The sequence below is a fragment of the Paracoccus zeaxanthinifaciens ATCC 21588 genome (assembly GCF_000420145.1).
Taxonomy (GTDB): Bacteria; Pseudomonadota; Alphaproteobacteria; order Rhodobacterales; family Rhodobacteraceae; genus Paracoccus; species Paracoccus zeaxanthinifaciens.
In genome coordinates, this window is the sequence record NZ_ATUJ01000001.1 from 280,246 (window position 1) to 297,875 (window position 17,630).

At 65.5% G+C, this 17,630-nt stretch carries 18 protein-coding genes and 1 tRNA gene; 6 read left to right on the forward strand and 13 right to left on the reverse strand.

Annotation, left to right across the window (positions count from 1 at the left end):
• Nucleotides 1-4: 4 nt before the first annotated feature.
• The 9 genes from F804_RS0101450 to F804_RS0101490 all read right to left on the reverse strand — a co-directional run bounded on the left by F804_RS0101450 (nucleotide 5) and on the right by F804_RS0101490 (nucleotide 8,431).
• Nucleotides 5-1,447, reverse strand: coding sequence for an aldehyde dehydrogenase family protein (locus F804_RS0101450; RefSeq protein ID WP_028725480.1), 1,443 nt, complete (start codon nucleotides 1,445-1,447; stop codon nucleotides 5-7).
• Nucleotides 1,448-1,521: 74 nt separating this feature from the next.
• Complete coding sequence (locus F804_RS0101455) at nucleotides 1,522-2,355, reverse strand: hypothetical protein (RefSeq protein ID WP_022705968.1); 834 nt, start codon at nucleotides 2,353-2,355, stop codon at nucleotides 1,522-1,524.
• Nucleotides 2,352-3,128: a hypothetical protein gene (locus F804_RS0101460; protein WP_022705969.1), complete on the reverse strand. Its 777-nt coding sequence runs from the start codon at nucleotides 3,126-3,128 to the stop codon at nucleotides 2,352-2,354. The genes F804_RS0101455 and F804_RS0101460 overlap by 4 nt, the downstream gene beginning before the upstream one ends.
• A complete protein-coding gene (locus F804_RS0101465) occupies nucleotides 3,128-4,210 on the reverse strand; it encodes a glycosyltransferase family 8 protein (protein WP_022705970.1) in 1,083 nt (360 codons plus the stop codon). Before F804_RS0101465 ends, F804_RS0101460 begins: the two co-directional genes overlap by 1 nt.
• 64 nt (nucleotides 4,211-4,274) lie before the next feature.
• The gene (gene pnp, locus F804_RS0101470; RefSeq protein WP_022705971.1) at nucleotides 4,275-6,413 is read right to left on the reverse strand and encodes a polyribonucleotide nucleotidyltransferase; all 2,139 of its coding nucleotides are present in this window, start codon (nucleotides 6,411-6,413) and stop codon (nucleotides 4,275-4,277) included.
• Nucleotides 6,414-6,643: 230 nt separating this feature from the next.
• Nucleotides 6,644-6,913 (reverse strand): 30S ribosomal protein S15, encoded by a 270-nt coding sequence (gene rpsO, locus F804_RS0101475; RefSeq protein WP_022705972.1) that lies wholly within the window; start codon nucleotides 6,911-6,913, stop codon nucleotides 6,644-6,646.
• Between the two features lie 141 nt (nucleotides 6,914-7,054).
• The gene (locus F804_RS0101480; protein WP_022705973.1) at nucleotides 7,055-7,960 is read right to left on the reverse strand and encodes a calcium-binding protein; all 906 of its coding nucleotides are present in this window, start codon (nucleotides 7,958-7,960) and stop codon (nucleotides 7,055-7,057) included.
• A gap of 188 nt (nucleotides 7,961-8,148) precedes the next feature.
• Nucleotides 8,149-8,274 carry a type B 50S ribosomal protein L36 gene (gene ykgO / locus F804_RS0101485; RefSeq protein ID WP_028725484.1) on the reverse strand — a complete coding sequence of 42 codons (126 nt, stop codon included), beginning with the start codon at nucleotides 8,272-8,274 and terminating at the stop codon, nucleotides 8,149-8,151.
• A gap of 82 nt (nucleotides 8,275-8,356) precedes the next feature.
• A tRNA-Val gene (locus F804_RS0101490) sits at nucleotides 8,357-8,431 on the reverse strand.
• A 133-nt stretch (nucleotides 8,432-8,564) separates the two neighbouring features.
• Here F804_RS0101490 and F804_RS0101495 point away from each other — a divergent pair.
• Nucleotides 8,565-9,428 carry an N-formylglutamate amidohydrolase gene (locus F804_RS0101495; RefSeq protein ID WP_084686360.1) on the forward strand — a complete coding sequence of 288 codons (864 nt, stop codon included), beginning with the start codon at nucleotides 8,565-8,567 and terminating at the stop codon, nucleotides 9,426-9,428.
• Complete coding sequence (locus F804_RS15275; protein ID WP_022705975.1) at nucleotides 9,406-9,870, forward strand: NUDIX hydrolase; 465 nt, start codon at nucleotides 9,406-9,408, stop codon at nucleotides 9,868-9,870. Before F804_RS0101495 ends, F804_RS15275 begins: the two co-directional genes overlap by 23 nt.
• Here the strand turns inward: F804_RS15275 and F804_RS15280 are convergent.
• Entirely contained in the window at nucleotides 9,809-10,516 is a 708-nt protein-coding gene (locus F804_RS15280; RefSeq protein ID WP_051142256.1) for a hypothetical protein, read from the reverse strand. The genes F804_RS15275 and F804_RS15280 overlap by 62 nt on opposite strands.
• A 48-nt stretch (nucleotides 10,517-10,564) precedes the next feature.
• Complete coding sequence (gene pyrF, locus F804_RS0101510) at nucleotides 10,565-11,251, reverse strand: orotidine-5'-phosphate decarboxylase (protein ID WP_022705976.1); 687 nt, start codon at nucleotides 11,249-11,251, stop codon at nucleotides 10,565-10,567.
• 160 nt (nucleotides 11,252-11,411) lie between these two features.
• On the opposite strand from pyrF, the gene clpB reads away from it, so the two are divergent.
• The 4 genes from clpB (at nucleotide 11,412) to msrA (ending at nucleotide 16,149) form a co-directional block, all read left to right on the forward strand.
• A complete protein-coding gene (clpB, locus tag F804_RS15285) occupies nucleotides 11,412-14,045 on the forward strand; it encodes an ATP-dependent chaperone ClpB (RefSeq protein ID WP_022705977.1) in 2,634 nt (877 codons plus the stop codon).
• A gap of 120 nt (nucleotides 14,046-14,165) precedes the next feature.
• Complete coding sequence (locus F804_RS0101520; RefSeq protein WP_022705978.1) at nucleotides 14,166-15,131, forward strand: NAD(P)H-dependent flavin oxidoreductase; 966 nt, start codon at nucleotides 14,166-14,168, stop codon at nucleotides 15,129-15,131.
• Nucleotides 15,132-15,200: 69 nt separating this feature from the next.
• Complete coding sequence (gene msrB / locus F804_RS0101525; RefSeq protein ID WP_022705979.1) at nucleotides 15,201-15,650, forward strand: peptide-methionine (R)-S-oxide reductase MsrB; 450 nt, start codon at nucleotides 15,201-15,203, stop codon at nucleotides 15,648-15,650.
• Nucleotides 15,643-16,149 (forward strand): peptide-methionine (S)-S-oxide reductase MsrA, encoded by a 507-nt coding sequence (msrA, locus tag F804_RS0101530; RefSeq protein WP_022705980.1) that lies wholly within the window; start codon nucleotides 15,643-15,645, stop codon nucleotides 16,147-16,149. The genes msrB and msrA overlap by 8 nt, the downstream gene beginning before the upstream one ends.
• 58 nt (nucleotides 16,150-16,207) lie before the next feature.
• Here msrA and F804_RS0101535 read toward each other — a convergent pair whose 3' ends face one another.
• Together F804_RS0101535 and F804_RS17080 are read right to left on the reverse strand one after the other, a co-directional pair.
• Nucleotides 16,208-16,870, reverse strand: coding sequence for a hypothetical protein (locus F804_RS0101535; RefSeq protein ID WP_022705981.1), 663 nt, complete (start codon nucleotides 16,868-16,870; stop codon nucleotides 16,208-16,210).
• Nucleotides 16,871-17,040: 170 nt separating this feature from the next.
• Entirely contained in the window at nucleotides 17,041-17,433 is a 393-nt protein-coding gene (locus F804_RS17080; RefSeq protein ID WP_084686364.1) for a hypothetical protein, read from the reverse strand.
• Between the last annotated feature and the right edge of the window lie 197 nt (nucleotides 17,434-17,630).

The following is a 17,630-nucleotide window of genomic DNA, read 5'->3' on the forward strand; positions in this document are numbered from 1 at the left end:
CCGATCAGGCGTCGTTGTCCCAGGCGCTGACGGCCTTGCTGTCCATGAACTCTTCCAGGCCCATGACCCCGCCTTCGCGGGCGCGGCCCGACATCTTGACGCCGCCGAAGGCCGAACCGGCACCGCGGGATTCGCCGTTCATCTCGACCATGCCCGAGCGCAGCTGGCGTGCCACGCGGTTGCGCCGCGCGCCGTCCTGCGACTGGACATAGTTGGTCAGGCCATAGGGCGTGTCGTTCGCGATGCGGACGGCCTCTTCCTCGGTGTCGAAGGGAATGATCGACAGGACCGGGCCGAAGATCTCCTGCTGGGCGATCGTCATGTCGTTCGACACGTCGGCAAAGACCGTGGGACGCACGAAATACCCGCGGTTGACGCCTTCGGGCAGGCCGGTGCCGCCCGCGACCAGGCGCGCGCCCTCGTCGATGCCCTGCTGGATCAGGTCCTGGATCTTGTCCCACTGCGCCTTGCTGACCACGGGGCCGATATGGCGACCGGGCTGGTGGGCGGTGGCGACGGCGGTCTCGGTCGCGACGCGGGCCGCGGTCTCGACCGCCGCGTCATAGACCGAGCGTTCGACCAGCATCCGGGTCGGCGCGTTGCAGGACTGGCCGGTATTGTTGAAGCAATGCGCGGCCCCGCGCGCGACGGCCTTCGCATCGGCATCGGCGAAGACGATGTTCGCGCCCTTGCCGCCCAGTTCCAGCACGACCTTCTTCAGGCTGTCGGCCGCCGCCTTGGTGATGGCGATGCCCGCACGGGTCGACCCGGTAAAGCTGATCATCTCGACATCGGGATGGGTGGACAGCTGGCTGCCCACGCCCATGCCGTCGCCATTGACCAGGTTGAACACGCCCGCGGGCACGCCCGCCTCGTCCATGATCTCGGCGAACAGATGCGAGGACAGCGGCGCGATCTCGGAGGGTTTCAGCACGCAGGTATTGCCCGCCAGGATCGCCGGGATCACCTTCAGCGTGACCTGGTTCATCGGCCAGTTCCAGGGCGTGATCAGCCCCACGACGCCGACCGGCTCCCACGTGGTGACCGAGTTGGGCGCATGCGGCCCGAGCGGGCGCACGAACTCGAACTCGCGGAAGGCGTCGATGAAGTTCTGGATATGCGACGTGCCCGCCGCCGCCTGCGAATTCAGCGACATGTCCTGCGGCGCGCCCATTTCCAGGCTGATCGCGCGGGCCATGTCCTCGATCCGGGATTCGTAGACCTTCAGCACCTTCTCGACCACGGCCAGCCGCTTGGCGGGCGGGGTCGCGGACCATTCCGGGAAGGCGCGCTTGGCCGCCGCGACCGCGCGGTCGGTATCGGCCTGATCCCCAAGGGATATCACAGCCACGGCCTCTTCGGTCGAGGGGTCGATCACCTCGAGATCGCGGGCGGCGGCGGGATCGGCCCACGCACCGTCGATATAGAACTGACGCTTGTCCAGCAGATCGGACATCTTGCCCTCCTTTGGCTTTCGGGGCGCAGCCTGACACCGCGTCCCGCAAGCCGCAAGGGCGCGGGTCAGTCTTCGACGCCGCCGGGCCAGCCATAGCGGGCGATCATCGCCGCGATCGCGCGGTCGTTACCCGATCCAGACTGCGTGTTGGCCTGTCGCAGGCAGCTGTCCTGGCTGCCTTCCCATTCCAGGATGCGCTGCCGTCCGCCGATCTTGCGCGCCTCGACCCCGTTCATGCGGTGCATCCAGTACAGCCACACGTCGTCGGAACTGGGTGCGAGATCGGTGAACAGATCGGCCCGCAGCGCGTCGGGATGCAGCGCGCCGGGGGCATAGATGACGCCCGACACGCCGGTCAGGAAGACCTGCGGCCCGGTTTCGGGGGCGTCGATGTTATGCGACCAGCGATCATAGGGCGCGGGCGTTTCCGGCCCGGCCATCGCGATCCGGTGCGCCCGGTTGCAGGCCACCCGCGCACCGCCGCGCGCGGCATCGACCAGCCCTGCCAGCCAGCTCTGCGGATAGAAGACGTCGTCATCCGCCGTCACGATATAGGCGTCGGGATAGTGGTGCAGGCTGGGCACGATCTTCTTGTAGGATCGCAGGTCGGGACAGGCACGGACCTGCAATCCCGGCAGCGCGGGAATGTCGTCGGGCAGTTTGGGCAGGTCGTCCTCGGCCAGCCACAGGACGACGGCGTCGGGGCGCACGTCCTGGCGCAGGATGGATTGCAGCGTCGGCTTCAGGGTCGCGAAGCGCGCGCAATAGCTGGTCAGCGACACGACCAGCGGTGCGGGCAGCCCGTGCGCGCGCGGCTGCGGCGCGGGGCGCGACAGCTCGGCCAGTGCGCGCGCGGTGCGGCGGCGATGCTTCAGGCGGCGGAACGCGGCCGAGATCATTTCGCCTGCCAGGCGTCGCGCAACCAGTCGATCCGGCCGATCCGGCGGTACCACTTGTGCCCGCGCCCGGCAAAGACGTCCTCCATCTTTGGCGCTCCGGCAAAAAGGACGATCCGCGCACCCTCGGGCAGTGCGGGATCGCGGAGATAGCTTTGCAGCGACGGCGCCACGCAGTCGTTCTTGAAGCTGACGCACCAGCCCTTCGGCCAGTAATGCAGATCGCCATGCGCGGCCAGCTGGGCGGACTGGAACTGCTGGCTGATCTCGTAATCCCGGGTCGCGGCGGCCGGATCGGCCAGATAGGCATCCAGGATGTAGGCATGTTCCCCGATGCGGAACCGGAACACGCTGGAATTGCCGACGCTGTGCAGGAAGCGGTCGCGCGCGGGGTTCAGGCGGCGCAGGGGCTTGGGGCGGAACAGGTCGTCGTCGCGGATGATGCGGAAATCGCCGGGCAGGTCGAAGAACGGGTCCAGGTCGTCCACGACCACAAGGTCGATATCCAGGAACAGCGCCGTGCCCGACAGCCCCGCCAGGTCGGGGCGGAAGACGGCCAGCTTGCGCCAGCGCGTGTCGCCATGCCCCTCGGGCAGGCCCAGTTCGGGCAGATCCATCGCCTCGATCCCGGCATCCAGCCCGCCCGCATCGTCGGTGAAGCAGATGAAGCGATGCGGCCGCGACAGATGCCGCCGCACCTGGCGCGCCAGCCGGTTCACGTCCTCGGCACCATAGAGCGTGCCCCATTTCATCGTCAGGATCAGAAGGGGTTCCATCACACACTTTCTTCCAAGGTGATCACCAGCGGACGCCGAAGATACTGGCCGTCAAAGCTGAGTGCAGGGTTAATCGGGTCGATATCCTGCACAGTCGTATCGACATATCTGCCGGATCTCAGATCCGCTTGGAAGCCCGTCGATAGATGCCGGGCGCGTTCTTGCCATTCCCTGCGCTGGCGGGCCTCCTTCCGGGTCGAAAACCCGCGTTGAGACAACCATGCCCTTGATGTCTTTCGCAGGCGGCGCATGACCGATTCACGGCGCCCCGACTGAACCAAAGCGGGATCATGGCCCGCCTCGCGAATCATCTGCTGGAACAGCGGGAAGAACTGCCCATGCGGACTCTCCAATGCATCAGGCTTCAACCATGGCTTCTGAAAGCTGGAAAAATGCAGGAATACTGGAGGGAAGGTCCTTTCATATCCATAGTTGAAGATCGCCTTCTGAAAATTCACCGCCGGACTGAACTCGGTCCAGCGACCTTGGAACAGATAGTTCAGGAAATCCTGATCCGGCATCCTGACGGCATCTGCATGTCGCGCCATGTATCGCGTTAACTCTGTTGAAAAATCGATGCGGTTCCAAGTCTCGCGATCAATCACAAGCACGCCCGAGTTGAAATACCGCTCGCTCTGCAGACCAATTGACGCGCACCAAGCAGGGCGGTCCAGCTTGGTCACGTGCGGTGAAAACCCGATTGAAGCCGTATCCTGAACCGCGCCAAGCCCCGAGGGCAGAGCGACCGTCAGAAGCGACGGATCAACACGCAACGGGTAGATATCGGCATCCAGATAAATCAGCCGATCGTAGTCTTCCAAAAAGCGTGGCGCAAAGACACGATCATAGACGATGGCCGGCCAGTTGGGCGTTTCGGGCAGATCCGGCGGACGCAGCCCATCCAGCACGTTAAGATGCAGGAATATCCGCGATCCGACCCTAGCAGGAGGGTCCGTGACAGCCCTGTCCTCCAGAAAAACATGAACGTCGATCTTCCACAGGTTTACCAACCTTGAGGCCAAACCAAGAGCAATCGGAAGATAGCGCCCATCGACAATCAGATAAAAGGCTGCTCGGGACACAATGATCTCCTCATATCAAAAGGGGCACCTGACGGTGCCCCTCTCATCGTTTGTCAATCAAAGATCAGACGTTGGCCTCGGTGGCGTTCTCGACGATTTCCTCGCCGGTTTCCTGGTCGACCATCTTCATGCCCAGGCGGACCTTGCCGCGATCGTCGAAGCCCAGCAGCTTGACCTTCACTTCCTGGCCTTCCTTCAGCAGCTCGGACGGGTGGCCCAGGCGCTTGTTGGCGATCTGGGACACGTGCACCAGGCCGTCGCGCTTGCCGAAGAAGTTCACGAAGGCGCCGAAATCGACCAGCTTCACGACCTTGCCCGTGTAGACCTTGCCCTCTTCGGGTTCGGCCACGATCGAGTAGATCATGTCATAGGCCTTCTGGATCGCATCGCCGTTCGAGGACGCGATCTTGATCGTGCCGTCGTCGTTGATGTCGACCTTGGCGCCCGAGACCTCGACGATCTCGCGGATGACCTTGCCGCCCGAACCGATCACTTCGCGGATCTTGTCGGTCGGGATCTGCATCGTCTCGATGCGCGGGGCATGGGCCGAGAAGCTGCCGGCCTCGCTGATGGCCTTCGACATCTCGGACAGGATGTGCATCCGGCCGTCCTTGGCCTGTGCCAGCGCCTGTTCCATGATCGCGGGCGTGATGCCCTGGACCTTGATGTCCATCTGCAGGCTGGTGATGCCCGCTTCGGTGCCTGCGACCTTGAAGTCCATGTCGCCGAGGTGATCCTCGTCGCCCAGGATGTCGGTCAGGACGGCGAAGCGGCCGTCATCTTCCAGGATCAGGCCCATCGCGACGCCCGCGACCGGCGCCTTCAGCGGCACGCCCGCATCCATCATCGACAGCGAACCGCCGCAGACCGAAGCCATCGAGGACGAACCGTTCGATTCGGTGATCTCGGAGACGACGCGGATGGTGTAGGGGAAATCGGTGCCTGCGGGCAGCACGGCCTGAAGCGCGCGCCATGCCAGCTTGCCGTGGCCGATCTCGCGGCGACCGGGCGAACCGACGCGGCCAACCTCGCCGACCGAATAGGGCGGGAAGTTGTAGTGCAGCAGGAAGTTCGAGCGGAAGTTGCCGTGCAGCGCGTCGATGATCTGTTCGTCATCGCCGGTGCCGAGCGTGGTCACGACCAGCGCCTGGGTCTCGCCGCGGGTGAACAGCGACGAACCGTGGGTGCGCGGCAGGACGCCGACCTGGCTTTCGATGCTGCGGACGGTCTTGGTGTCGCGACCGTCGATGCGGGCGCCGCCGTCGATGATGTCACCGCGCAGGATGCCCGATTCCAGCTTCTTCAGCGCCGAACCCAGGTTGGCATCGGCCAGCTCTTCCTCGGTCAGCTGTTCCTTGACCTTCGCCTTGGCGGCGGCGATGGCGTCCTGGCGGTCCGACTTGTCGCGGATCGCGTAGGCGGCGCGCATCTCGGCCTCGCCCAGGGATTTCACGCGGGCATAGAGCGCGCTGTAATCCGGCGACTGGAAGTCGAACGGCTCCTTGGCGGCAGCCTCGGCCAGGTCGATGATCAGGTCCAGGACCGGCTGCATGGCGTCATGGCCGAACTTGACCGCGCCCAGCATCTCTTCCTCGGTCAGCTCGTAGGCTTCCGATTCGACCATCATCACGGCGTCCTTGGTGCCGGCGACGACCAGGTCCAGACGCTGTTCGGGGTTGTTGCGCAGCTGATCCATGTCCGAGACTTCGGGGTTCAGCACGTATTCGCCATCCGAGAAGCCGACGCGCGCGGCGCCGATCGGGCCCATGAAGGGCACGCCCGAGATGGTCAGCGCGGCCGAGGCGGCGATCATGGCAACGATGTCGGGATCGTTGACCAGGTCGTGGCTCAGCACGGTGCACATCACCAGGACTTCGTGCTTGAAGCCGGGGGCGAACAGCGGACGGATGGGTCGGTCGATCAGGCGGGCGGTCAGCGTCTCTTTTTCGGACGGACGAGCCTCACGCTTGAAGAAGCCGCCGGGCACCTTGCCCGCGGCATAGTATTTTTCCTGGTAGTGGACCGTCAGCGGGAAGAAGTCCTGCCCGGGCTTCGGTTCCTTCGCGAAGGTCACGTTGGCCATCACGCTGGTCTCGCCGAGGGTGGCGATGACGCTGCCGTCGGCCTGACGGGCAACCTTGCCCGTTTCCAGCGTGAGCGTTTCCTGGCCCCACTGGATCGATTTCGTCACGACATCAAACATCTGGTTTCCTCTTGGGACCGACCGGCCCTCCGGTGATCCCGTGTCATATGGCGGCCCCATTGCCGCCGCCCCGATCCTTATCGCATGCGCCCCGGGGCCGGGCCTCACGTCTCAGATTTCGCGGCCATACAGGAAAAGCGGCGATTTGAAAAGACGCGGCAAGGCACGAGAAAACGCCCGTGACCGGCCGGTCACGGGCGCCTTTTGCCATCGAAAGGCAGGCCGTCGTCTTAGCGACGCAGGCCCAGCTTGGCGATGATCACGTTGTAGCGAGCTTCTTCCTTGCCCTTCAGGTAGTCCAGCAGCTTGCGGCGCTGAGCGACGAGCTTCAGCAGGCCACGACGGCTGTGGTTGTCCTTCTTGTGCGTCTTGAAGTGCTCGGTCAGCGTGACGATGCGCGAGGTCAGGATCGCGATCTGGACTTCTGCGCTGCCGGTGTCGCCTTCGGTCTTGCCGAATTCCTTGATGACGCGGGCTTTTTCTTCTGCGGTGATCGACATCGGGATCTCCTTTCGGATTAGGGTGACGGCGCAGGCCGGGATGTCGTCCAGCACGGGCCCATGAATCGCCCGCCGGGCCGTGACCCGAGCGGATGCGCGCAACTAGACGAAATGCGGCCGTTTGGAAACCCCTTTCGGGGATCAGCCGCCCGCGATCATGCGGATATGCGACAGTTCCAGCCCGCCACGCTGCAGCAGGCGCCCCACGGCCTGGTCGTTCACCTCGATGACGGTGGTGCCGTCCTCGTCCTCGCGAATCGACAGGCGCGCACCCTCGATCATGTCCTGGGGGACATGCAGCAGGATCTCGTCCTCGGCCGCGTTGAAATCCGCGATGATCGGAACATCCTGATGCAGGCCGCGCAGTTCGAACAGGTCGGCCCCCGCATTGCCGGACGCGAAATCGCCCGCGCCGGGCATCAGCGTGTCGTCGCCCTCGCCCCCGTTCATCCAGACGGTGTCGGGATCGTCGTCCCCGATCAGGATGTCGTCGCCCGCGCCGCCGTCCAGATCGTCAGCCCCCCCGCCCGAGACCAGCAGATCGTCGCCGTCATTCCCAGACAGCCAGTCGTTGCCCGTGCCGCCGAACAGCGAATCGTTCCCTTCTCCGCCAAGGATGGTGTCGTCCCCCTCGTCCCCGAAGACCAGGTCGTCGCCCCCCTGCCCCGCCAGCGAATCATTGCCCGCGCCGCCATGGATCGTGTCGCCGCTGCCCGGACCATAGGGCAGGTCGCCCTGCACCCAGTCGTCGCCCGCACCGGCCTCAATCAGGTCGGCACCGTCGCCGCCGCCCAGCTCGTCGTCGCCCGCACCACCGCGAATCGCAAGGTCGCCGGTCAGGGCGTCATCTTCCTCGGGTTCGGAGGAGGTGTCGGGTTCGGGATCCGGCTCGGGCGAATCGGGCATGATCGGCGGCAGCGCATCATCCGATTCGGGGGGATCCGGGGGCAGATCGTCGTCATCCACCTCGGACCGGGTGGCCAGACTGGTCACGTCGACCATCATGCCGGCCACGAGAATGCTGATGACGCCGCCGATGATGAACATGATACGATCCCGCAAGCCCGGCACCCTGCCGGTCCCGCAAGGATAGCCTGCGATCGCGCAGCGCAGAACGGAAATCTTGCCAATTCGTTAATGCCCGCGCGCAGGCATGAAAAAACCCGCCTCGAAGGGCGGGTTCATTCGCGTTTTCCGTGACTTGCCGGGATGTTCCGGCGCAAGCCTTCCGTCGATCAGCCCTGGCGGGCCTTGAAGCGGCGGTTGGTCTTGTTGATCACGTAGATACGGCCCTTGCGGCGCACGATCTGACAATCGCGATGCCGGCTCTTGAGCGAGCGGAGCGAGTTGCGAACCTTCATAGGTCTTCTCCATCATCGCGGCGCGTCGCAGCCGCTTGGAAAACAAATGCCCCCGACTTGCGGCCGGGGGCGGCGAAAAATATGGTGGGCGGTACTGGGATCGAACCAGTGGCCACTACGATGTCAACGTAGTGCTCTACCGCTGAGCTAACCGCCCGTTCCTCGACTTCGCGTCTCCGCTTCGTCTTGGTTCGCGATCCTATATAAGGGCGCTTCGGGGGATTCAAGACCTATCAGCAGCAGTTTTTTCAGGTTTATATGCGAATGTCGTTTCTGCACGGGAAATCCACGTGTCACTGATCGAACAACCCTTCCGACTCGTGCGTCCCGCGGCCTGGTCCAGCGGGGTCATCTTCGCCTCGCCGCATTCGGGCTGCGAATATCCCGAATGGTTCCTGGCCGACACGAATCTGTCGATCGACGAATTGCGCTCGTCCGAGGATGCCTTCGTGGACCGATTCATCGAGGCCGCGCCCCATTACGGGGCCGTCGCGCTGTCATCGCCCATCCCGCGCAGCATCGTCGATCTGAACCGCGCCGCCGACGAGATCGACCCCCTGCTGGTGCGCGGCGTTCCGCGCCATCCGCTGAACCAGCGCACGATGGCGGGGCTGGGGGTGATTCCCCGCGTCGTCTCGCAGGGGCGGGCCATCCACCGCCGCCAGATGGAACGCGCCGAGGCCGAGCGCCGGATCGAGGCCTGCTGGCGTCCCTATCACCAGCAGCTGGACGCGCTGATCCGCGAGGCCCGCGCCCGATTCGGGCAGGCGATCCTGATCGACATGCATTCGATGCCCCATGATGCGCTGTCGCATCTGCAGGGGCCGCGCCCCGACATGGTGCTTGGCAACCGCCACGGCCTCTCCGCCGCGGCCCGCATTTCCGAGGCCGTCTGCGAGGCGATCGAGGACGAGGGCTGGCGCATCCGCCGCAACTCGCCCTTCTCGGGGGCCTATATCTGCAGCGCCTATGGGCGGCCCGCCCAGAACATCCACGTCGTCCAGCTGGAGATCGACCGCTCGCTCTATATGGACGAGGCGACGATCACGCCGCGCGCCGATTTCGACGGCTTCGCCAAGCGGATGGAGCGTGTGGTCGCGCGGCTTTCGGCACTGGGCGCGGATCGCGGCAATGGCCAGATCGCCGCAGAGTGACGCCTTCAACGGCGCCAAGCTGCTGCTGCGCCGCGAATCGTCGATGCTGACGCTGCTGCGCGACGATTTTCTCGGCCTGCCCTTTCCCGGTCACTGGGATCTGCCCGGCGGCGGACGCGAGGGGGGCGAATCGCCCCTGCACTGCGCCCTGCGCGAACTGTCCGAGGAAGTCGGCCTGTCGCTGTCCCTGGATCGCCTGACCGGCCATGCCTTCCCGTCGCAGTCGCGCCCGGGCATGATCTCGTGGCTGTTCACGGGCCAGATCACCGCATCCGAGATCGCCTCCCTGCGGTTGGGCAATGAGGGTCAGGCATGGGCGATGATGCCGGTGGCGGATTACCTGGCCCATCCGCTGTCGATCCCGCATTTCCGCGACTGGATCAGGGCCGTTCTGCCCCCCGCGCCATGTTGCGCACCAGCGGGCGCAGGCTGTCGCCCTTGACCGCCCAGCTGGTCGCGAAGGCGAAGCAGGCGACGCTTTCCAGCCAGAAGACGGGGCGCAGGATGGCCAGCGCGTCGTCCAGCCCGGTCGCGGCCATCACGCCGATCACGGCGATGCAGCCGATGATCGTCCAGCCGCAGATGCGATAGATCCGGTTCGAGGCCCGCTTCTCGGGGCTGTCCTCGTCGCCCTTCACGAACAGCACCAGGCAGAAGACGGCAAGCGCGCCGAAAAACAGCGCCGCCGCCGCGAAATGCAGCATGGCCGCCCTGCCCGGCCCCAGCAGGCATTGCAGCGCGGTGCAGTCGACCATTGGCCCATAGGTGGGGGCCAGCGCGACGACGGCCGCCGATACCGCCGCCAGTCGCGCCATGCGACGGTCGGTGATCAGGTCGCCTGCGCGCGGACGGAACCCCTCGTAGGACCACAGGAACACGGCCTGCGCGAACAGCGTGCCCACGAAGACCTCGCGCATCGAGCTGTAATAGTAGGACGAGATGCTGGTCCGCAGCCCGCCCTGCATGAAGGGCGCCGACAGAAGCAGGATCACGGGCAGGAAGAAGCCCAGTGCCCCGATCGCCCGCCTGACGGACAGGAAGGACAGAACCAGTTCGTTATGGGCCTTTTCGGATGCACCCTGCGACATGACAGCCCCCGCCTTTGCGGGGAATGGTGGCCGCAGGGGCGATTCGCGTCAATGCACGCGCAGCTCGGACAGGATCGCCTCGGCCGCGGCGCGCGGATCGGCGGCCTTCCAGACCGGACGCCCGACGACGATGTGATCGGCCCCGGCGGCAATTGCGCTGGTGGGCGTCTCGACCCGCTTCTGATCGCCAAGCGCGCTGCCCGTCGGGCGCACGCCCGGCGTCACGATCAGGCGCGAATTCGGCAGGGCGCGGATGTCGGCGGCCTCGCGCGGGGAACAGATGATGCCATCGGCACCGGCCTCGAAGGCGCGGGCGGCACGTTCGACGGTGATCTGGTGCAGATCGCCCGGCTGGATCATCCCCGCATCCAGATCCGCACGGTCCAGCGAGGTCAGGATGGTCACGCCCAGGATCTTGAGCCCGGTCCCGGCGGCGCCCTCCTTGGCGGCGCGGACCACATGCGGATCGCCGTGCACGGTCAGGAAATCCAGGTCGAACTGCGCCAGCCCGCGGACTGCGGCCTCGACCGTGGCGCCGATGTCGAACAGCTTCATGTCCAGGAAGATGCGCTTGCCATGCTCCTGCTTCAGCTCGTTCGCAAGTGCCAGCCCGCCGCCGGTCAGCATCCCCAGGCCGATCTTGTAGAAGCCCACCGCATCGCCCAGCTTGCCCGCCAGATCCAGCCCCGCGACCGCATTCGGCACGTCCATCGCCACGATCAGCCTGTCATCCATCCCGAAACATCCCCTGCGCATGAAATCGGCGCGTTATGTCACGATAACCCGCAGCTTGAAAGCTTCGGGCGGCTCTCTATCTCTTTTCCATGACCCGGACCGGGGGCGTGCCGCAACAGGGCGCCCGCAAACCGGGGGCTTTGCACAAGGAGAAGTACCGATGAACATGGAGAAGTTCACGGAGCGGTCGCGCGGCTTCATCCAGGCCGCCCAGACCATCGCGATCCGCGAGAACCAGCAGCGCGTCGTGCCCGAGCATCTGCTGAAGGCGCTGATGGATGACGACCAGGGGCTGGCCGCGAACCTGATCACCCGCGCGGGCGGGGATGCGGGCGCGGTGCGCAACGCGGTCGACCAGGCCGTGGCCAAGCTGACCCGCGTGACGGGCGGCGGGGGGCAGGTCTATGTCGATCCCAGCCTGGTGCGCGTCCTGGACGAGGCCGAGCAGGTCGCCAAGAAGGCGGGCGACAGCTTCGTGCCGGTCGAACGGCTGCTGATGGCGCTGGCCATGGTCAACACCAATGCCCGCGACGCCCTGTCGGCGGGCCAGGTGAACGCGCAAGCGCTCAACGCCGCGATTTCCGACATCCGCAAGGGCCGCACCGCCGATACGGCATCGGCCGAGGACAGCTACGAGGCGCTGGAGAAATACGCCCGCGACCTGACCGCCGCCGCCCGCGACGGCAAGATCGACCCGATCATCGGCCGCGACGAGGAGATCCGCCGCGCCATGCAGGTCCTGTCGCGCCGCACCAAGAACAACCCCGTGCTGATCGGCGAGCCCGGCGTCGGCAAGACCGCCATCGCCGAGGGGCTGGCCCTGCGCATCGTGGACGGCGATGTCCCCGAATCCCTGCGCGACAAGCGGCTGATGGCGCTGGACATGGGCGCGCTGATCGCCGGCGCGAAATATCGCGGCGACTTCGAGGAGCGCCTTAAGGCGATCCTCAAGGAGATCGAGACCGCCGCGGGCGAGATCGTGCTGTTCATCGACGAGCTGCACACCCTTGTCGGCGCGGGCAAGACCGATGGCGCGATGGATGCCGCGAACCTGATCAAGCCCGCCCTTGCGCGCGGCGAGCTGCATTGCGTCGGTGCCACCACGCTGGACGAATACCGCAAGTATATCGAGAAGGACGCGGCCCTTGCCCGCCGCTTCCAGCCGGTGATGGTCGAGGAACCGACCGTGGACGACACCATCAGCATCCTGCGCGGCATCAAGGAGAAGTACGAACTTCACCACGGCGTGCGCATCAGCGACGCCGCGCTGGTGGCGGCAGCCCAGCTGTCGAACCGCTACATCACCGACCGCTTCCTGCCCGACAAGGCCATCGACCTTGTCGACGAGGCCGCGTCCCGCCTGCGGATGGAGGTCGACAGCAAGCCCGAGGAACTGGACGCGCTGGACCGTCAGATCCTGCAGATGCAGATCGAGGCCGAGGCCCTCAAGAAAGAGGACGACGCCGCCAGCCGCGATCGGCTGGAGCGGCTGGAGAAGGACCTGTCGAACCTGCAGGACCGCAGCGCCGAGATGACCGCCCGCTGGCAGGCCGAACGCGACAAGATGGAGGGTTCGCGCAACCTGCAGGAACAGCTGGACCGCGCGCGGGCCGAGCTGGACCAGGCCAAGCGCGAGGGCAATCTGGCCCGCGCCGGAGAGCTGTCCTATGGCATCATTCCGGGCCTGGAAAAGCAGCTGGCCGAGGCCGACGACGCCGAAGGCCCGATGGTCGAGGAGGCCGTCCGCCCCGAGCAGATCGCCGAGGTCGTCGAACGCTGGACCGGCATCCCCACCGCCAAGATGCTGGAGGGCGAACGCGACAAGCTGCTGCGCATGGAGGAAGAGATCGGCCGCCGCGTGATCGGCCAGTCCGAGGCCGTCACCGCCGTCAGCAATGCCGTGCGCCGCGCCCGCGCCGGCCTGAACGACGAGAACCGCCCGCTCGGGTCGTTCCTGTTCCTGGGGCCGACCGGCGTCGGCAAGACCGAGCTGACCAAGGCGCTGGCCGAATACATGTTCGACGATGACAGCGCGATGGTCCGCATCGACATGTCCGAGTTCATGGAGAAGCACTCGGTCGCCCGCCTGATCGGCGCACCTCCGGGCTATGTGGGTTACGACGAGGGCGGCGTCCTGACCGAGGCCGTGCGTCGGCGTCCCTACCAGGTGATCCTGTTCGACGAGGTCGAGAAGGCGCATCCCGACGTCTTCAACGTGCTGCTGCAGGTGCTGGACGACGGGCAGCTGACCGACGGCCAGGGCCGGACGGTGGATTTCAAGCAGACGCTGATCATCCTGACCTCGAACCTGGGGTCGCAGGCGCTGTCCACCCTGCCCGAGGATGCGGATGCGACCGATGCCCGCCAGCAGGTCATGGAGGCCGTGCGCGCGCATTTCCGCCCCGAGTTCCTGAACCGCCTGGACGAGCTGATCATCTTCCGCCGCCTGACGCGGGACAACATGGACGGGATCGTCACCATCCAGCTGGCGCGTCTTGGCGCGCGGCTGGCGGGACGCAAGATCGCGCTGGAACTGGACGACGACGCCCGCAAGTGGCTGGCCGATCAGGGATACGACCCGGTCTTCGGCGCGCGCCCGCTGAAACGCGTGATCCAGCGCGCGCTGCAGGACCCGCTGGCCGAGCTGCTGCTGTCGGGCGAGGTTCTGGACGGGCAGACCCTGCACGTGACGGCCGGCCCCGAGGGGTTGCTGGTGGGGGACCGCGTCGGCCGGTCGGGACCGCGCCTTGGCGCGGTCGGCGAAGGCCCCCGCCCCGACGCCCCCATCCACTGAGCCGAGATCGACGAACGAAAAAGGCCCCGGCAGATCGCCGGGGCCTTTCTCATGTCGCCGCGTCAGGGTTGCCGCCCGCGTAAACCCTTGGCATCGTTCGCCCACATTAGGGAGGAATTGATGCTGCCACAGATCCTGCGCAACCTGCGCATCCCCGTCGTCGCCTCGCCCATGTTCATCGTGTCGGGGCCCGAACTGGTCATCGCGCAGTGCAAGGCCGGCATCGTCGGAAGCTTTCCGGCGCTGAACGCGCGCGAGAAGGACGGAGAGCCGCCGCTGCTGGACGCGTGGCTGACCCGCATCACCGAGGAACTGGACCGCCACAACCAGGCCAATCCCGACAGCCCCGCGGCACCCTTCGCGGTGAACCAGATCGTCCATCGCAGCAATGCGCGGCTGGAACGCGATCTCGAGATCTGCAACCGCCACAAGGTGCCGATCTGGATCACCTCGCTTGGCGCGCGCCCCGAGGTGAACGAGGCCGCCCATGATTGCGGCGGCATCGCGCTGCACGACGTGATCAACAACGTCTTCGCCAAGAAGGCGATCGAGAAGGGCGCGGACGGCCTGATCGCGGTGGCGGCCGGTGCGGGCGGCCATGCGGGTCCGCAATCGCCCTTCGCCCTGATCCAGGAGATCCGCGAATGGTTCGACGGGCCGCTGCTGCTGTCGGGGTCCATCGCGACGGGTGGCGCGGTGCTGGCGGCGCGGGCGATGGGGGCGGATCTTGCCTATATCGGCAGCCCGTTCATCGCCACGGACGAGGCGAACGCCCAGGCCGAGTACAAGCAGATGATCGTCGATTCGGGCGCGATGGACATCGTGACCAGTTCGCTCTTCACCGGGGTGTCGGGGAACTATCTTGCGCCGTCGATCCGGAACGCGGGGCTGGACCCGGACAATCTGGCATCGGCCGATGTGAGCGCCATGAACTTCGGCGGCGGATCGTCCAAGCCCAAGGCCTGGAGCCAGATCTGGGGCGCGGGCCAGGGCATCGGCGCGGTCAAGTCGGTCGGTCCCGTGGCCTCGCTGGTCGACCGGCTGGCCCAAGAATACGACACGGCGCGCCGCGACATCATGGCCTGAACCTTTGCGAAGCGGGGTGGCAATGCCCATATGTGGCCACGGAAGCCACCCCATTTCCCGGAGGATCAATTGGCATACGAGAAATCGCAGGACGCGATCGACAGGCTGACGCCCGAGCAGTATCGCGTCACGCAGGAGAACGGCACCGAGCGTGCCTTCACCGGCGAATACGACCACCATTTCGAACCCGGCATCTATGTCGACATCGTGTCGGGCGAACCGCTGTTCGCGTCGGGGGCGAAGTACAACTCCGGCTGCGGCTGGCCCGCCTTCACCAGGCCGATCGAGCAGAACGTGACCGAGCATCACGACGCCTCGCACGGGATGGTCAGGGTCGAGGTCCGTTCGAAGCATGGCGACAGCCACCTGGGCCACGTCTTTCCCGACGGCCCGCGCGAGGCGGGCGGCCTGCGCTACTGCATCAATTCGGCATCGTTGCGGTTCGTGCCCAAGGACCGGATGGAGGCCGAGGGTTACGGCGATTACCTGGATCAGGTCGGCGAGGTGAACCATGGCTGAGCGCGCGGTTCTGGCGGGTGGCTGCTTCTGGGGCATGCAGGATCTGATCCGCAAGCTGCCGGGCGTGCTGTCGACCCGCGTGGGGTATTCGGGCGGCGACGTTCCGAACGCGACCTATCGCAATCACGGCACCCATGCCGAGGCCATCGAGATCGTCTTCGATCCCGACATGACCACCTATCGCCACCTGCTCGAGTTCTTCTTCCAGATCCACGATCCGACCACGCCGAACCGGCAGGGCAACGATATCGGGATGAGCTACCGCTCGGCGATCTATTACGTCACCGAGGAACAGCGGCTGGTGGCGCTGGACACGATCGCGGATGTCGAGGCGTCGGGCCTCTGGCCGGGCAAGGTCGTGACCGAGGTGGAGCCGGTGGGCGATTTCTGGGAGGCAGAGCCCGAGCACCAGGATTACCTGGAGCGGTTCCCGAACGGCTATACCTGCCACTTCCCCCGCCCCGACTGGGTGCTGCCCAAGCGCGAAGCGGCCGAGTGAACACGAAGACGAGGAGGGGGCAATGTCCCCTCCCGTTGTCATGGCAGCAATTTCCCCGTCAGCGTGCCAGCTGCGTTCTGCAGAATGCGGCGACCTGCTCGTCGCTGAATGGCGCCCCCGAACGCTTGCGTGCGACGATGCGATCGTCCGCGCGCCGCGAGCAGCTGACGTAACGCGCGATGGACACGGTCTGTGCTGCGGCAGGCGCGGGCGTCGGCGCCGCCCGGCTGGCTGCCGCCAACGAATTGGTCCGCCGCACGCGCTCCGAGCGGGAACATTGGCTGGTCGCCGGGATCGTTCCGACCTGGCGCAGGGCCTTGCAGGCCTCTTCGTCGCGCCGCGCGATCATGATCAGCGCGGCTTGTCCCTGACCCATCTGTGCCAGAAGGCACGCGTCATCGACCCGGTTCAGACCTGCCGCCGCGCCGCCGCCGATCAGCGATATGCCTATGCTTCCCCCCAAGGCGCACGGATGTCCCGACCCCATCGAGGGCGGCTGGACCGATGGCGCGGATCTGACCGTGTATTTGCCGCTGTAACTGTGCTGCGTGCTCAGCGACGACGGACCGCGCTGATCCAGATATATCTGCGCATTCGAATTGCCGCCCGACGCATTGGCGGATGCCGCGCTCTCGACATCGGTCGAGCTGGACGAGCTGGAATTCGCGCCGCTTTCGGAAGATTGCGCATTAACCGCATAAGGCCACCCGATGGTGACCATAGCCGCCATAGCCGCAACCGCGATCATGGTTATTCTTTTTTCGTGACACATGACTTACTCCCCCCTCTTGAAACGTAAATTGGTTAAAGCGCTGAATTACATATTCAGCACGGGTTGAAGGCATATTGCTCCGGGCCACGCGAATGCGGCCCGGAGTGGTGTCATGTCGCTCAGAACGACGTGCCGAAGCCGCCGAAGCCGCCCGCGCTGCTACCATTCCCGCCGCTGTAGCTCCCGGAACCCAGGGCACCGCCGAAGCCGAACGAACTGGTCGTCGAGGTATTGCCAGCCGCGCCGGTAGCAGTGGTGGCAGTTGTCGTACCCGACACTGCACCACCAAACCCCAAGCTCGTGGTTGCCACCGCCGAACCGGTCGAGCTGAGGCCCATCGACGTCGCGTTCGAACCGCTCGAGACGCCGCCGAAGGTGCCGGCGCTGGAGGAACCGGAATACATGGTTCCGCTTTCGGATCCCGACCAGGTGCCCGTGCCCAGAACGGTCTGAGCCGAAGCCGCGCCGCCGAAAGCGGTCGCTGCGATAACTGCGATCATCAGTTTCTTCATTTCTCCACTCCTCGTTACATCGGGCATCGTGCCCGCATTAAGCCAAAAAGGACCTTTCCGAGATCCCTCCCCCTGGAAGCGACTTATTCGCCGCCTCGAATTAAAGTTACTCCTTATTAATAATTAATCAAGAATATTATTAAATTATATGTATGTCGTTAATACTATATCAAGGTAAACTAAATTAGTAATTTCTA

Bases quoted from the DNA above. Each gene is read 5' to 3' on its own strand.
- F804_RS0101535 (WP_022705981.1), bottom strand. From the start codon at position 16,870: ATGGTCACCATCGGGTGGCCTTATGCGGTTAATGCGCAATCTTCCGAA.
- F804_RS0101480 (WP_022705973.1), bottom strand. From the start codon at position 7,960: ATGTTCATCATCGGCGGCGTCATCAGCATTCTCGTGGCCGGCATGATG.
- rpsO (WP_022705972.1), bottom strand. From the start codon at position 6,913: ATGTCGATCACCGCAGAAGAAAAAGCCCGCGTCATCAAGGAATTCGGC.
- F804_RS17080 (WP_084686364.1), bottom strand. From the start codon at position 17,433: ATGAAGAAACTGATGATCGCAGTTATCGCAGCGACCGCTTTCGGCGGC.
- F804_RS0101460 (WP_022705969.1), bottom strand. From the start codon at position 3,128: ATGGAACCCCTTCTGATCCTGACGATGAAATGGGGCACGCTCTATGGT.
- F804_RS0101455 (WP_022705968.1), bottom strand. From the start codon at position 2,355: ATGATCTCGGCCGCGTTCCGCCGCCTGAAGCATCGCCGCCGCACCGCG.
- pyrF (WP_022705976.1), bottom strand. From the start codon at position 11,251: ATGGATGACAGGCTGATCGTGGCGATGGACGTGCCGAATGCGGTCGCG.
- F804_RS0101520 (WP_022705978.1), top strand. From the start codon at position 14,166: ATGCTGCCACAGATCCTGCGCAACCTGCGCATCCCCGTCGTCGCCTCG.
- F804_RS15280 (WP_051142256.1), bottom strand. From the start codon at position 10,516: ATGTCGCAGGGTGCATCCGAAAAGGCCCATAACGAACTGGTTCTGTCC.
- ykgO (WP_028725484.1), bottom strand. From the start codon at position 8,274: ATGAAGGTTCGCAACTCGCTCCGCTCGCTCAAGAGCCGGCATCGCGAT.
- F804_RS15275 (WP_022705975.1), top strand. From the start codon at position 9,406: ATGGCCAGATCGCCGCAGAGTGACGCCTTCAACGGCGCCAAGCTGCTG.
- pnp (WP_022705971.1), bottom strand. From the start codon at position 6,413: ATGTTTGATGTCGTGACGAAATCGATCCAGTGGGGCCAGGAAACGCTC.
- clpB (WP_022705977.1), top strand. From the start codon at position 11,412: ATGAACATGGAGAAGTTCACGGAGCGGTCGCGCGGCTTCATCCAGGCC.
- msrA (WP_022705980.1), top strand. From the start codon at position 15,643: ATGGCTGAGCGCGCGGTTCTGGCGGGTGGCTGCTTCTGGGGCATGCAG.